We start from the raw sequence: 15,451 nt of genomic DNA, 5'->3' as shown, positions 1-15,451 counted from the left end.
AGTTGATCAGTTAACAGGTTAACTGGTTAACTGGTCAACTTTTCAACTTACTACTTTACCGTAACAGTCTTTTGCAACCGAATATCTTTCGATGAGCTTCCTATGAGTATGTCAAATTCACCGGGTTCAACCAGCCAGTTCATATTTTTATCCAATATGGCCAGATCGTCGGGCGAAAGTGTAAAGTGAATGGTTTTCTTTTCCTGCGGCTGCAAATGCACCCGGTCAAAACCACGCAGTACGGTTTCATATACAGTTACGCTGCTCAGCTTATCTTTTACATACAGTTGCACCACTTCGTCACCCGCCAGTTTGCCTGTATTTTGAACATCTACCGATATAGAAAAAGAACCCTGCGCTCCCTGCGTTTCGGGTGTAATGATCAGATTGCTGTATTCAAACGAGGTATAGCTTAATCCGTACCCAAAACAATACAAGGGTCCGTTTACGCTGGTTTTACCATAACCATTGGGGCCATCGGTTGGCTGATCGGCCTGTGAGCCGGGTTTAAAGGGAAAGTTCAATTCAATTTGTCCGGTTGTTTTTGGGAAGGTGATCGATAATTTGCCACCGGGGTTATAATCGCCAAACAGGGTTTCGCCAATTACCTGTCCGCCCGAAGGGCCGGGGAACCATGCTTCCAAAATTGCAGGTACAAAACGGTCGGCCCAGTTAATGGTTAAGGGTTGTCCGTTGATCAGTACCAGCACAACGGGTTTACCGGTTTCGTTCAAAGCCTGCAGTAATTGTTGTTGGCGGCCGGGCAAATCGAGCGAAGTGCGCGACAAGCTTTCGCCCACACATTTTTCATCTTCACCCAAAACAGCGATAATAACATCGCTTTGTTTTGCTTTGGCCACGGCTTCATTGATGCCGGCCTGTTCTTTTTCGGTTAATGGAGTGGGTATGATCTCCGTTTCGGGCCAGCCTTCATTTATCACATCACAGCCTTTGGCATAGTCAACGGTGATATTTTTCCCTGCCGATTGTGTTACACCTTTTAATATCGAAGTAATGGGATTGTTATTGGGGCCGTACCGGCTCATGGCATAATTCACGGCGTCGGCCAGCGGACCGGTTACCAGTATGTTTTTGATGTTATTTCTGTTGAGGGGCAACAGGTTGCTTTTATTTTTTAACAGCACCATCGACTCGCGGTTGATCTGTACACTCAGCTCTTCATCTTTAGGAGTATGTACTGTTTTATCTGACAAAGCCGGATTGGCCACATAAGGCTGATCGAACAAGCCTACCAGCATTTTCACGCGCAATACATCACGCACTCTTTCATTAACCGTTTCTATTGATAATTTTCCTTCTTTTACGAGGTCGCGAATATTTTTTATATAAATTTCGGGTGGATCGAAATTGGTCCATACGTTTAACCCTGCCTCCACCGCCTGCCGGGTTGCATCTTTAAAATCGGGCGCCACATGGTGTTTGCTGTAAATAAATTCCACGGCTTTGCTATCGGATACAACATACCCGTTAAACCCGAATTTTTGCCGCAACAGCTCCGTTAAAAAATAATGACTACCGGTAATGGGCACACCATCCCAATCGTTATAGCTGCTCATAACACCAAGTGCATGAGCTTCTTTTATCACTCGTTGAAACGGATACAGGTACAACTGGTGCATTTCGCGCGGCGCCACATGCGGGTCGGTGCGGGCATTGCCATCGCGGCCTCCTTTGGGCATACTGTACACCGCAAAATGTTTGAGGGTAGCGGCAATGCCATTGCTTTGAATGCCGAGGGTCATTTGTTTACCCAACTCGGCAATTAAAAAAGGATCTTCGCCATAACATTCAACGGTACGGCCCCAGCGCGGATCGCGGGCCGGATCAAGAATAGGCGCGTATATATTTGTATAACCAAGGGCTTTTGCTTCGCGACCAACTATTTCACCTGCCCTGCGCACCAGGTCGCGGTTCCATGTATTGCCGATTGAAATTGGCGCCGGAAGCGGCGTGGCGCGATCATGGCAAAGACCGTGAATGCCTTCATTGGTAAAATCAACCGGAATTCCGAGGCGCGTTTCCTCAACAAACCATTTTTGAACGGTATTGATGGCCTGGGCGTGTTTGCTAAAGGGATAGGAATAATCAGTTTTTGCTTTGATATTAAAAGGTAAACTGTTCAATTCCTCATCAATATTGGCAATGCCGTCTTTCCACACTTCGTTCTTCCATTCAGGCGTTGGCATTTCATCTTTCAGTACCCGCTTATAGCCGTAGAGCGTTGCCATCTGGCAGCTTTTTTCGTCGAGCGACATTTGCGACAACAGGTCTTCTACCCTTTTGTCAACCGGCTGGGCCGGATCTTCAAACACATCTTTTTTACCGTTTTTATTGAAGTCGATCCACGTGCCATGATAAATAGAGGGTTTTGTTTGCGCAACAGCAACAAAAGAAGAAGCGGTGAACAAAAAAACAGCACTGATTTTCAAAAAACCGTTCCTTCTTACTGTACAGATCATTCTCATATTTAAAATTTCAATAAATAAAATACAATCGTTACGAACAGGTGATGGCGGGAAACCTGAAAATTAAGGCGAATACCGTAAAGCATTCAGCTAAACAATTCATTCTATTTAGCCAATAAATAAGCAGGATTTGCAGTTGGCAGTTGGCAGTTGGCATTAGTGCCGTTAGGCACAAAATGTAGGCAGAAAAAATCATTAGAATTTATATCACCCGCCCAATTGGCAGACGATATCCCCTACCGCATAACATTGATGAAAATCGATTGAATTAACAAAATCGAATATTATTGGGCATTCAATTATGTTTCGTGCCTAACGGCACAGGTACCGATAATTTATTCATATCTACCAATATTATGTCACTACGGGCCAAAGCTGCTCTGACATTCCCATTTGCCAATTGCCTATTTCCTTCCCACTCGCCACTCCCCACTCGCCATTTTACTGCCCGTTTGCCTGTTTATTCCCCCCTGTTATTCAGTCAGTTGCCCGGGGGATCATGCGGCATAGTTTTTTTATAAATTCTAAAAAAAACTGTGTTATGGCAAGAACAAAAACTCCGAAAAAAGAGAAAATCAATAGCCCATCAACTGATAATACACCTTCATTCGACCAGGAGCAAACAGCCAAAGCATCTAACAGACTGAATGAAGAAAAATTGAAACAGGATGGCTCCTATACAGAGATACCGGATGTATCGGATATACCCGGCCAGGAAAATATTGTAAATGCCGGCGTACCGGGCGAAATGGCCGACACTACCATTTCGTCGGATGATGAAGAAGGTATCAGTGAAGGAAAAGATATACTCGAAGAGGAAGACGATGTTAAGATCGTTATGGGCACCGAAGCCGACGTAACCGCTGAAGACCTTGAATTGCTGGGCGATCCTGATCAGGATATGGACATGAATGAAGATGAACTGATCAGAAAAGAAGGCTTAGACGATACCGATATGGACGGCGATCCTTTAAACGAGGCAGCAGTGAATGAAGACAGCACCGGCGACGATCTGGATTTACCTGTTGACGACACCGATATTGACGATGAAGAAAACGATTATTACAGCCTGGGCAGCGGCGATAACGATGAGCTGAATGAAGGCAGGAAGGATGAGTAAATTCCGATTACTGATTTTGAGATTTAGAGATTTTGAGATTTGTTTTGGTGATACCGCATAAGAAAATCTCAAAATCTCTAAATTGCTAAATCCCAAAATGCTTCCGGCCGCTACTTATGCCCAAAATAATTGCACTTTGTTTTATCGTCAACTCCTCCGGCAATCCAGTTGTTCATGACCAGCATGGTATCGTGGATCGCATAAATTTTGAAGGTAACGGGCCAATAAGTGGTATAACTGATCTTTATTGAATCTTTACCAACTACCGACCAATTGAAATCGTAGGTGAAATAAGTAGAAGTTGACGAGTCCCTGATGTTTTTCTGATAACCCGTTTTGTCAGAATTGAACCGCAATATATACCACGGTGTTCCTCTACTTTCCGATTTCCATTCTATATCGGTAATTTTTGTTTCATCAATTTTAACCAGGGGCGCTTCTGTATCATCATTTTTCGATTTTTTGCACGCCATCCAGCATGCTGATGCTACCAGCATTATACCGGCAAATAATTGTATTCTCATGGTCGGTTTTTTAAGGTCTTAACAGTGATTATTTAAAAGGCAATGCAAAACGTATACTTTTCCGGTCGCAAATATATCCTATACCTTTTGTATATGTTATATGAATTAATAAGTGCGTTGATTTAAGCAATAACCGTGCAAATAAGAAAATAAGCGTGCCCGCTGCAATCGCCTAACCTTTGCTAATATGATTGAATAATTAGATAACCAGCCATGTACACATAACCACAGCGTTATTTTCCTTTGTACAGGCAGCTTCCTGTATTAATACCAATATTGTATTTTCACATTACATATAATCACATATCATTCAACCGATTTCAGCTAAGTCATATGATAAAATTCGTCCTGCTGTTTTTTATAAATTGTATTGCAGCTGTTGTGGCAGTCCATGCCCAGGCGCCGATTGTGCTCGAAACAAAAAACACCAGCCTTGTACTCACCGTTGGCAATAATCACCGCCTATACCAATCGTACCTCGGACCCAAATTTGCCACCCCGGCAGAATATGAAAAGTTATCCGGCGGCCGTGAAGTTTACCTCACAGCCGGCATGGAAAACCAGTTTGAACCCGCCATTCGCCTGGTACATGCCGATGGCAATCCTTCACTCGAATTAACCTATGCATCGCATACCACCGAAAAAAAAGACAATGTCAGCACTACCCGCATCATTTTAAAAGATTCAGCCTATCCGGTAGAAGTTGTGCTGCAATACACGCTTTATATTAATGAAGATGTTATTACCTGCAATGCAACCATACAGCACCACGAAAAAAAACCGGTTCGTCTTACCCAATATGCTTCGGGCATGCTGCACTTCAATGCCGACAATTACTGGCTCACCCAGTTTCATGGCGATTGGGCAAAAGAAGTAAATATGGTTGAAGAAAAATTAACCAACGGCATCAAAAGCATTGAAAGTAAACTGGGCACCCGGGCCAATTTTTATCAAACGCCTGCATTTTTTCTTTCATTGAATGAACCGGCTACCGAAACAAACGGTGAACTGATTGCCGGAACACTTGGCTGGACAGGCAATTTTCAGTTTACGTTTGAAGTTGATCAACGCAATGGGTTGCGCGTTCGTTCGGGCATCAATCCCTTTGCATCGGATTATACACTGCAACCCGGTGAAGTTTTTACCACGCCTGATTTCATATTCACTTACTCAGCGCATGGTAAAGGACAGGCAAGCCGCAATTTGCACCGCTGGGCCCGTAACTATGCCGTGCTCGATGGCCATGGCCCCCGTTTAACATTACTGAACAACTGGGAAGCTACCTATTTCAACTTTAATGAAACCAAACTTACAGAGTTGTTCGACGAAGCCAAACAACTGGGCGTTGACCTGTTTTTACTGGATGATGGATGGTTCGGAAATGCATTTCCCCGCAATGATGATAAGGCCGGCCTGGGCGACTGGCAGGAAAATAAAAGCAAACTTCCTAACGGCATTGAATATCTGGTAAAAGAAGCAGAAAAAAAAGGCATCAAATTCGGCATCTGGCTTGAACCGGAAATGGTAAACCCCAAAAGCGAGCTCTATCAACAACACCCCGATTGGATATTGCGCTTACCCAATCGCGCCGAGAACCTGGCCCGCAATCAGCTGGTGCTCGATTTAACCAATCCCAAAGTACAGGATTTCGTTTTTTCTATTGTCGACAATATGCTTACCAAAAATCCGGGCGTGGCGTTTATTAAGTGGGATTGCAACCGCAGCATGACGAATGCCTATTCTTCTTACCTGAAAGAAAAACAATCACATTTATTTATCGAGTATACACGCTGTTTGTACAAGGTATTAGACAGGATCAGGGCAAAGTATCCGCGCCTGCCGATCATGTTGTGCTCGGGTGGTGGCGGCCGTACCGATTACGGCGCTTTGAAATACTTTACCGAATTCTGGCCCAGCGATAATACCGATGGCCTTGAACGTATTTTTATACAATGGGGTTATTCGTATTTCTTTCCTGCCAATACTATTGCCGCACATATAACCAGCATGGGCAAAGGCCAATCGCTCAAATTCAGAACCGATGTGGCCATGACCGGTAAACTGGGTTACGATATCAGGGTAAATGAATTTACGCCGCAGGAATTACAGTTCAGCAAAGAGGCTGTGCAAACCTATAAGCGCATTAATGATGTAATATGGTTTGGCGATCTGTACCGGATTATTTCGCCGTACGACGAAAACAGGTCGGTTCTCCTATATGTAAATGAAAATAAAAGCAGGGCCATTTTATTCAATTATATTTTAAACATTCGGCGGAAAGATATTTTCTCCCGTGTGCAGTTGCAGGGACTTGATCCGCAGAAAAAATACAGGTTTAAAGAAATCAATCTTTTTCCCGGTACCAAACCGAACAATCCAGACAATGACAAAGTGTTTACCGGCGAATACCTGATGACGGTGGGACTGAACCTGACAGCCGGCCGGGTTACATCATTAACGAGCAATGTTTTTGAGATCACGGAAGAGTAATGTGCCAATTTGAAAATTTGATAATTTGAAAATGGAATACAGATATGGTACAAGCTTTTTGTACAACTATTTAACTTCCGTTGCGTCGCACGCTTATACTGCAACAATTCGTTTCAGCAATTTTTAAAGAACAATTTACCATATGAAAAAATTATTGTTACAATTAACTTTCGTTCTGCTCACTACCCATCTATGTAATAAAACCATTGCACAAACACCACAGGTATTCGTAATAGATGCCGGCAGGCTCACAGCACTTAAACAAAAAATACAACAAAAAGATGCCGCTACACTTGAGCTGGTGAGCAGGTTACGCAAACAAGCCAATGAATTACTGAATATGAAGCCGGTTTCGGTTTTAGATAAAGCCTTTACACCTGTTAGCGGCGACAAACACGATTACATGAGCCAGGCGCCCTATTTCTGGTACGACAGCAGCAAACCCAATGGTTTGCCCTACATGCGCAGAGATGGCGTGCGCAATCCCGAAATCAATAAAATAACCGATCATAAAAATTTGGGTGAGGTAGATAATGCCTGTCGCACCCTGGCGCTTGCCTGGTACTGTACCGGCGAAGAAAAATATGCCGCCAAAGCTTCCGAATTATTACGCCACTGGTTTTTGAACGACGCCACCAAAATGAACCCCAATCTGAATTTTGCACAGGCAATACCCGGTATTAATAACGGACGCGGTATTGGTATTATAGAAACAATTTCATTGACCGGCATTGCCGATGCAGCGGGATTGCTCAAAGGATCGGCCTCATTCACCGATGCTGATTTTAAATCTTTACAGCAATGGTATGCGCAATACCTGAACTGGATGCTAACCAGCAAAAACGGTAATGAAGAGCATGCCGCAAAAAATAATCATGGTACCTGGTATTATGCACAGGCCATTGACTTTGCCTTATTCACCGGCAATACGGCCAAAACAAAAGAGCTGGTTGAAGAAAGTAAAAAACGTATGGATTCGCAAATTGATAAAGAAGGAAAAATGCAACTCGAACTCGACCGCACCAACGGACTGGGCTATAGCACTTTTAATTTGCAGGCATGGTTCAGAGTGGCCACACTGGCTCAACATGCAGGCATTAATCTGTGGCAATATATGAATCAGCAGCAGGCTTCTATCCGCACCGCATTCGACTGGGTGCTGCCCTACGCGCTTGGTCAAAAACAATGGACGTACCAGCAAATCAGCGAATACAAAAAGAATAATATTTATTCATTGTTGTTGCAGGCTTCCGTAGCTTATAATGATGCAAAATATGCAGCTATTGCAAAGCAGCTCAATAGTGAAGTGAATGACGTGACGATTGATTTATTATATAATTAGACATTTCATTACAGCACCTTAACAAACCGGCTGCTGATCCAGCCGATAACATGTGTCGGGAATTTATTTCCAACATAAAAAACATCCTTTTCAGGTTTATATTGCACGTCCATTTCAACATACCACCATACACGTCCGGTGGCATCCGTGCTTTTTCCTAAGGCTGTGCCCAATGATCCTTTGGGCAACTTTCCTATGGTATTTCCTGGATCTATTATTTTTTTGTTCGATTCTATATGCCAGATATATATCGCAGTATCGTCAACTTTAGGTTCACCGCGTATATTATACTTATCATTCAGCACTTCAAAACGAATGGGTTGCTGAAACAAACTATCCGGCGCCGGCTGCTTACTCATTAAAATGCATATACTCTGATAAATTTGTTTAACAGCCGGTGCCGGCTGATCATAATTTATTTCAAAAATTCTATTCGTTTGAGTATAAGCAGCGCAACAGCCCCAATCGTAGATATATAGTCGCTTTATTTTTGCTCCCTCCCAGTCAATTTTCGCTATACCCTGATATTCAGAAAGCAGTTTTTTATATCCCTTTTCATTTCGCATATATATTTCAATCAATCTTCCCTCTCCGGGGCCTTGTCCATCGAAAATAACGTCCGGTTTTCCATCTGCATTAACGTCAATAAAATGAAGGTCATTTGCAAGGCTGTCTAAATTCCAGGATTGCTGATACCGGTATGCTCCAAATTCCTCTGGAAATGCCTTTATAAACCTATCAACATCTGGCCTGGGTACTTTTTTCTCAATAGATTTCCAGTTATAGCGAACCTCCCCCAAAACCACCGGAAATGTTATAGATTGCTGGCACCAGCAGTTGCATACGACTGTAAGTAGTACGACAGTAATGAACGTTTTCATAATATGGTTTGCGATAAAGACAGGCTGCGGTTAATTCTTTAACTCTTTCAGCTTTTGCGTAGCCGCATTTCTGGCGTCTTCGTCTCCGAGCTTTGCGGTAAGCTCATAATATTTTATGGCATTTAGTTTATCGCCTTTTCTTTCGTACATCGCGGCAATATTGTTCAATACAATCGCATCGCGGGGAGCAATTTTTTCGGCCTTCAGCAATGCTTCCAGCGCACGATCATAATTCTGTTGCAAACCATATGTAATAGCCAGATTAGAAAGACTCTCAACATGATTGGGGTAATATTTCAAAACAGCTTCGGCAATCCTTCGCATTCTCTGCAACTGATCGTCGCCTGCGTTGTACAATTGCACCACATATTGCTGAATAGTACTTAATAAAAAACGATCGGGATGGTTTACTTTTTTATTGTCTGTCCACAGCCATTGATTTTTTATACGGTCGGCCTGGTGAATCGTTTTAATGATCTCATTGGTAAATTCTTCGTAATGTTCAATTTCTCCAAGCGCATATACTTTACCAAACCGCATATCGAGTCGTGCAGGATATTTGGTTATGCCTGTGTTTATATACTGAAAACCATTTTCGAGCAGGCTGGAATCGTAATCGAAGTCGTCAGACAAATACCCAATGGTATTCTCTGTGCTGTCTTTTATTTCAATTGACTGTGATTGCTGCGGGTCTGAGCCGAAACGCACCATTTCTTTTTTGCTTAACGAAAAGTAGTAATTAAACCAGGCAACATATAATTCTGCATCATCAGGTGTTGCCTGTTGCCAGTTTTGAAGCAACTGCATTTGCGCCGCAGTATCTTTTTCGGCCGTCAGTTTGCTAAACTGCGATTTAAAATTTTGCGCAAAAGATTGACCAGCAATGAAAAGAGAAAACAATAGGTAAAATTGTTTCGCCATTTTAGGGTTTTGGGGTGACCAAATCTACAAAGTTTGCTACGGATTACATAATTAAGAATGTTGAGTGGTTGCCACTGATTTCAGGGGTATCGCCTTCGGCGCCACGAAAACAAATTTGCCACAGATTGCACAGATTAACACGGATTAATACATATATAATCAGGTCATTTCAACCGTTATAACAAGAGTCAAAATAAATGACTGTATAATTCTGTATAATTTAGTATAAATGAATGACGACTATTAGTTTTGATGTTGTAGCCGAAACATATCTGTGTTCATCTGTGTAATCCGTGGCAAAACATCTCGCGTAGCGAGGGTGAGCGAAGCGAACATCAGTGGCATCACTTTTTCTTTTGCAAAAAATAATGAACAGCACATATAGCGTTGGCGCAGTTACCGCTCCAATGCGTGTCGAAATGCCATTTAAAATCCCAGATAGCATTTTGTTTGGCATCGTTCGATTTCATACCATACAACTGGAGTGATTGTTTAAGGTATTTATAAATGGCGCCCAGATCTTCATACAAATCGCCATACACAATGCCCGTATCCTTTTTACGCACTGTGGGATCAAACACATACCAGTAATAGCGATAATCCCATAACCTGTCGGCTATAAAATGAAGTGATTTCTGAAATTCAATGTCATCAAGCCGGTTATCGAATTTTTTATCGCTCTTTTCCTCGATGATCATCATTGAGTTGCCGAGGTTGTATAATGTAAGCAGGTGATTTTGTGTAAGCAGAATAAAATTCCTTGGTGTATCTGCCTCATATGTTTCAATGAAAGAACAGTACTTTTTAGCGGCATCAATAAAGCTTGTGAACTCGTTGGTCGCTATAATTTTGGAAACTAATATCTTGTCAGACAGTGGCACTTTCTTCTCAAATAGCGGTTATTAATAATGGTTGCATCCATTAATAACCAAAAATGATGCCTGTTTATACCCTTATTGTGCCAAAACGCAGGAAGGAAGCTGTTTTACAGGAATATACTTATGTTTTCAAATATGTATATGTTTAAATACATTTTACTTCATCGTATACCTACGAAATCAAATAGTGAATATACGGTCGACGCCTGCCATTCACCATTGACCATTCACCACTCACCACTCACCACTCACCATCACAACTGAATTGTCAACGTAGTTCCTTCCTTCATTACATACTTCTTTTCCTTATCTCCTTTTTTAATAGTTATAGAAAGCTTACCTGCCTGCGCCCTGTTTACAGTTATGTCGAACACCGTTCCAAATGAATGCACGTTGCGAAGGGCCATCTGGTTCCAGCCATTGGGTAGCCGGGGCGAACATTCAAAACTATTAAAGGCAACAGGCCGCATGCCAAACAATCCTTCGGTGTAAATACGACAATACAAACCACTTTCGGCCGACAAATGTCGCTGATTGCCTTCGGGGTAAGCTTCTACCGGATAAGGCACATGCTCGCCCAGCAATCTTCGTTGTGAATAGTAGCGTAAAAACTGCATAGCCTTTTCTGTTTCACCAGCAGCCAGCACACCACGCAATGCATACAAAGTGCTGCGGTCCCAGAAGGTGGTGTTACCTGCAAGAGAGGCAAGGCCGTCCTGCGTCCACAAACGGGGCGAAAACAAGGCCGCAATGGTTCCCTCTTTCCGGTCGAAAATATCAACCGTTAACGGCGTGCATATCCAGGCGCGCAGCGTATCGTTACCTGCATAGTATCGATAGGTTTTAAATCCGTCTACTGTGGCGCCAAAAAACTTTTCAATATTAGCATGCATTACCTGCGCCTCATTGGCGTACCGGCTTATTTGTTCCTTTGACACATTTAATAATTTTCCCAGCATGGCGGCCGAGCGAAGCGCATCGTAATACAATGCACTTGTATTTAAATTGGCTTTACCTGCGGGAAAACGTCCTTCCAGTTCATCGCTGTTGCTGGCCACTACTCCACTTTCATTTATCTGCCGTTTTAAATACTCAAGACACCATTCAATCAATGGCCATAATACACGGGCTGAATCAATATTACCGTAGGTGAGCGCATATCGCGAAGCGCCATAGGCAATCATGGCCATATCGCCCCTGTCTTTGGCGCCATGCCAGGTGGCATCGCCTTCGGCAATGATTGAACTGGGAATAGGCTTGTAATCAGGATTCATATACCGGGCAAACCAGCGATAGGCATTCATAGCCGATTTATTACCGGTTTCATCGCCCAGCATCGCAAAAAAGGGATTGATGTATTCTGCCTGATCGTTGGCCCAAATGGCGGCATAGTAACGCAATCCGCCGGGGCCGTGTAAATAACCGCCTTTTGTTTTATAAATGCTTTCTGTGGCACGGATCTTTGCAAAAGCAAAAGCAGTATTTAATACAGGATCGGGAGTTTCGAGCTGCATCAGTGATAAAATATCCTGCACGCGTTGTTGCCGTGCTAATTGTTCTGCGTTGATATCAACAGCAGCAACAGGATTATTTTTATCGATGGCCTGGTAAAGAATGGCAAACTGTACCGAGTCGCCGGGCGCTACGGTTTTTAATCCTTCATTTACGGTAGATACGATAAAACTATGCTGCACCGGCGTTGTTCGTTCGGCAGCCGGACGAACCTCGCGATACAGGTACTCCATTTCAATGTTTACCGGTTGTTTACCGGTGTTGGTGAATACCCATTTTTCAATGGCCACCGGTTTATTGGTCGATGGAAACAGGGTACGATGTAATGTCATTTGTTTGTTATTACCAATTTCACTGTTTATCGTCAACAGGCCTTTTTGCTTTATAGTGGTAACTTTTTCGGGCTGGTCGGTTGTTACTGCGGCATTGTACACACCGGCTTTCAACAGGTGATCGTTGATTAAAAAGCGGGGCAAATCGCCATCCGTTATATTGTACGTCATGCTGGCGATGGTGCGTACCGGTAATAACCTGAAGGTTGGAAAAACAAAAGTTCGATTGAGCGTTGGCGAACTATCTGCATTCACGCCATACTGCACCCACATCGAAATTTTTTCGCCGCTCATTTCAACATGATCATTATGGGGCAGACGGTTATCGATGGGCCATTCAATACTGCCATCGGGTAAAATTCGCCAGCGATCCTGCTGAAGGGGTAAGGATTGTTGAGAATATGTTGTAACCGTAATGCTGATGAATGCTATGAAACAAATAATTCTTGACATAATTATAAAAGGTCGTTATGATTTTAATTTTTGAAAAATCCTCACAGCTGTGCCGTAAGGCACATAATGTTGGTAAAGATGCAAATGCGCCACGTACGTCCCGTAGGGACGAAACATCGGATGTTGTGAAATGACGTTTATAAACAATTGCTCACGTTTCGTCCCTACGGGACTATCACAACCCGAATGTTTTTGCTACCAACATCAGGTCCCTAACGGGACCCTTCCCTTAGCCTTTGCGCGAAAAACTCATTTCACCAACTCAGCAATATACCCGCCGCCAGCTACAAGGTTTAATTCAATACTATCACCGGCTGAATAATTTTTATGTTCTATCACAACAGATGCCGAATTATCGCCATCATCTTTCACAATGGTTGTGCTATAATTTCCGGTTTTTAAAAAGTGTAGGGGTATGGTTATTTTCTTTGGTGTATTTCCATTCATAACGGCTACAAACCAGTTATTTCCTTTCCGGCGCGCATAAACAGCCAGCTCACCAATTTCTGATGGTGGCAACACAATGGTTTCATCCCAAACAGCCGGAATATGTTTAATGACTTCAACAGCCGGATTCGATAACATACTGGCAGGCTGAGCGGCATAAGTAAGCAGCGGAGCGCTTAATACAGCAGCGCTGGCAATCTGATGTGCCCAGGTGGTGTTTTGCCGGCGGTCGGTAAAAAGCATCACCGTATACTCAGCAGGTCCTGCAAAAAAACGGGTGAATGGTATGGTAGTTTCGTGCGTGGCCCTGTCGGTAAGCCGGCTCGATTCCATTCCTTTAACCGCTTCATAGGTAAGTGAATTAGGCCATGTACGGGCTAAGCCTGTGGGCTTATTAGCGCCATGAAAATCGAGCAGTAAATGGTATTGAGCCGCTTCGCGCAAAATGTCGGCATACAGATCGATCGTTTCTTTGGCTTCATGATCAAAGAAATCGATCTTTAAACCGGTAACGCCCAACTCGTGGCATCGTTTAAAAAATGCCTGCCGCTCAGCAGCATTGCGCAACGACTTTGAATGTTTCCAAAGCCAGATGCCTACTTTTTTCTGTCGTGAATAATCGATAAGTTGCCGTAGGGTATCGCCGCCCCAGCGGGACCAGAATCCTTCGAGAATATTATGTTCAAACCCCAGTGCAGCGGCTCCATCGGTAAATTTTTTCATTACTTCAAAAGAGCCTTCGCCTCCCCCATCGAGGTATTTCCAAACAGCACGGCCAGGTTGCAACCAGGCTGTTTGTAATCCTTCGGGAAATAATTTTTTATCGGGCGGCGGACAAAGATTGGGCACAATGTCGCTGTTCACCAGTTGATTCAGATCGGCGCCGATGATCACCACTCGCCACGGCGTAACAATTGTTCCTTTTATAGCAGCCGGTTGCTGCAGGCGCAGGGTATCTTCGGCGGAGTACCGTAACCGGTAGGGATAAGATGGTCGCTGATGATGGGCCAGTCGTACTACCAACCCATTGGCGCCATTGGCCTGCAATCCCATGCCTGCATAATTTACCAGATTAGCTTCTGTTATGGATGCATAATATCCCTGCGGCAATTTATACGTGGCAGGCGGCGCCACCCATTCACCCGCTTTTACCTGGCTGATTTCTTTTTTTACGTGTATGCCTTCATAATGCATTTCAAGATCGTGATACCACAGTGTACTGCCGGCAGGCAAATTAAATACAGTGGCCTCATCGGGTACGCGGCTGGCGCCGGCAGCGCCCGCACTTATTATTCTGAATGCAACGCCATCATTAAATACACGCACTTCGAAGGTATCGGCCTGTTGCTGCCGCTGTAAGGTGATTTTTGCCCCATTGCATTGATTGATGGCCATAGCATGCGCACCCCACCATGGGTATTGCTCGTTAAGCTGATAGCGCTGTATGCTTTTGGATGTAACAGCAGTTTTTATTTGTTGATCATTCAACAACATTATTATGGGTGAGTTTGCCACTACCGGAATACTTTTACAGGTAACGGCATACTGCAACTGATTTTGCTGTTCAAAAAGTTTGAATTGAATTTGTTTGTCGGGACTTGTAATAATTAATGTGTCGGAAGGTAAGGCTTTCGATGAAGGCAATATAAAGAAAACCACATAAACGATGAGCAATGCTTTTTTCATATAGCCGTAACTTGGTTTGATACAAAAACGAAACAACAACTATTTAAACGAAGTTATATTTAATTGATTAGCAAACCATTCAGCTATTCTGGCAGTGAAGTTGCCCTATCATTCCCCCATCCTGCCTGTTCCCCTATCCACTCCCTAACCGTGCTCTATCTGTGCCGTATAGTTGCCGTATCCCACTCGTATTGGTGCCGTATCCCGGCCGTATTTCAGCCGTATCTTTCCCGTATTTCACCCGTAGATGCTCCCTCCTTGCCCCCGGGTTGCTCCGGGGTTGCTCCGTACCAGTACCGTATAGTTGTCGTATCCTTGCCCTATGCTTGCCGTACGTGTCTCGTCCTGAAATCACTTTACATATTTAGGTACTAAGTAT

At 43.6% G+C, this 15,451-nt stretch carries 10 protein-coding genes; 3 read left to right on the top strand and 7 right to left on the bottom strand.

Translation table 11 applies throughout. The annotated features are described in order from the left end of the window. Positions 1 to 50 precede the first annotated feature (50 nt). Positions 51 to 2,486, bottom strand: a complete 2,436-nt coding sequence (locus AC59IL_RS32905) for a glycoside hydrolase family 3 N-terminal domain-containing protein (protein ID WP_496556502.1) — start codon at positions 2,484 to 2,486, stop codon at positions 51 to 53. Between the two features lie 541 nt (positions 2,487 to 3,027). Here AC59IL_RS32905 and AC59IL_RS32900 point away from each other — a divergent pair. Further along, complete coding sequence (locus AC59IL_RS32900) at positions 3,028 to 3,606, top strand: hypothetical protein (RefSeq protein WP_496556501.1); 579 nt, start codon at positions 3,028 to 3,030, stop codon at positions 3,604 to 3,606. A 110-nt stretch (positions 3,607 to 3,716) separates the two neighbouring features. On the opposite strand, the gene AC59IL_RS32895 is transcribed toward AC59IL_RS32900, so the two are convergent. Beyond that, positions 3,717 to 4,130, bottom strand: a complete 414-nt coding sequence (locus AC59IL_RS32895; RefSeq protein WP_496556500.1) for a hypothetical protein — start codon at positions 4,128 to 4,130, stop codon at positions 3,717 to 3,719. Between the two features lie 381 nt (positions 4,131 to 4,511). On the opposite strand from AC59IL_RS32895, the gene AC59IL_RS32890 reads away from it, so the two are divergent. Beyond that, on the top strand, positions 4,512 to 6,620 hold the full coding sequence (locus tag AC59IL_RS32890; protein WP_496556499.1) for an alpha-galactosidase: 2,109 nt from the start codon (positions 4,512 to 4,514) through the stop codon (positions 6,618 to 6,620). A 142-nt stretch (positions 6,621 to 6,762) separates the two neighbouring features. Beyond that, the gene (locus AC59IL_RS32885; protein WP_496556498.1) at positions 6,763 to 7,962 is read left to right on the top strand and encodes an alginate lyase family protein; all 1,200 of its coding nucleotides are present in this window, start codon (positions 6,763 to 6,765) and stop codon (positions 7,960 to 7,962) included. Positions 7,963 to 7,970: 8 nt separating this feature from the next. On the opposite strand, the gene AC59IL_RS32880 is transcribed toward AC59IL_RS32885, so the two are convergent. The 5 genes from AC59IL_RS32880 to AC59IL_RS32860 all read right to left on the bottom strand — a co-directional run bounded on the left by AC59IL_RS32880 (position 7,971) and on the right by AC59IL_RS32860 (position 15,072). Beyond that, a complete protein-coding gene (locus AC59IL_RS32880; protein WP_496556497.1) occupies positions 7,971 to 8,843 on the bottom strand; it encodes a hypothetical protein in 873 nt (290 codons plus the stop codon). A gap of 30 nt (positions 8,844 to 8,873) precedes the next feature. Continuing rightward, the gene (locus AC59IL_RS32875; RefSeq protein WP_496556496.1) at positions 8,874 to 9,764 is read right to left on the bottom strand and encodes a tetratricopeptide repeat protein; all 891 of its coding nucleotides are present in this window, start codon (positions 9,762 to 9,764) and stop codon (positions 8,874 to 8,876) included. 344 nt (positions 9,765 to 10,108) lie between these two features. After that, entirely contained in the window at positions 10,109 to 10,645 is a 537-nt protein-coding gene (locus AC59IL_RS32870) for a DUF5063 domain-containing protein (protein WP_496556495.1), read from the bottom strand. 251 nt (positions 10,646 to 10,896) lie between these two features. Then, the gene (locus AC59IL_RS32865; RefSeq protein WP_496556494.1) at positions 10,897 to 12,939 is read right to left on the bottom strand and encodes a glucosidase family protein; all 2,043 of its coding nucleotides are present in this window, start codon (positions 12,937 to 12,939) and stop codon (positions 10,897 to 10,899) included. 249 nt (positions 12,940 to 13,188) lie between these two features. After that, a complete protein-coding gene (locus AC59IL_RS32860; RefSeq protein ID WP_496556493.1) occupies positions 13,189 to 15,072 on the bottom strand; it encodes a glycoside hydrolase family 97 protein in 1,884 nt (627 codons plus the stop codon). Positions 15,073 to 15,451: the final 379 nt, after the last annotated feature.

The organism is Niastella sp. sgz303648, from assembly GCF_059587045.1.
The sequence above is the reverse complement of the archived record's forward strand: the minus strand, read 5'-3'. Positions and strand labels throughout refer to the sequence as shown.

What these genes read in the sequence shown, in the direction of transcription:
- AC59IL_RS32905 (WP_496556502.1), bottom strand. Translation starts at nt 2,486, where the DNA reads ATGAGAATGATCTGTACAGTAAGAAGGAACGGTTTTTTGAAAATCAGT.
- AC59IL_RS32900 (WP_496556501.1), top strand. Translation starts at nt 3,028, where the DNA reads ATGGCAAGAACAAAAACTCCGAAAAAAGAGAAAATCAATAGCCCATCA.
- AC59IL_RS32895 (WP_496556500.1), bottom strand. Translation starts at nt 4,130, where the DNA reads ATGAGAATACAATTATTTGCCGGTATAATGCTGGTAGCATCAGCATGC.
- AC59IL_RS32885 (WP_496556498.1), top strand. Translation starts at nt 6,763, where the DNA reads ATGAAAAAATTATTGTTACAATTAACTTTCGTTCTGCTCACTACCCAT.
- AC59IL_RS32880 (WP_496556497.1), bottom strand. Translation starts at nt 8,843, where the DNA reads ATGAAAACGTTCATTACTGTCGTACTACTTACAGTCGTATGCAACTGC.
- AC59IL_RS32875 (WP_496556496.1), bottom strand. Translation starts at nt 9,764, where the DNA reads ATGGCGAAACAATTTTACCTATTGTTTTCTCTTTTCATTGCTGGTCAA.
- AC59IL_RS32865 (WP_496556494.1), bottom strand. Translation starts at nt 12,939, where the DNA reads ATGTCAAGAATTATTTGTTTCATAGCATTCATCAGCATTACGGTTACA.
- AC59IL_RS32860 (WP_496556493.1), bottom strand. Translation starts at nt 15,072, where the DNA reads ATGAAAAAAGCATTGCTCATCGTTTATGTGGTTTTCTTTATATTGCCT.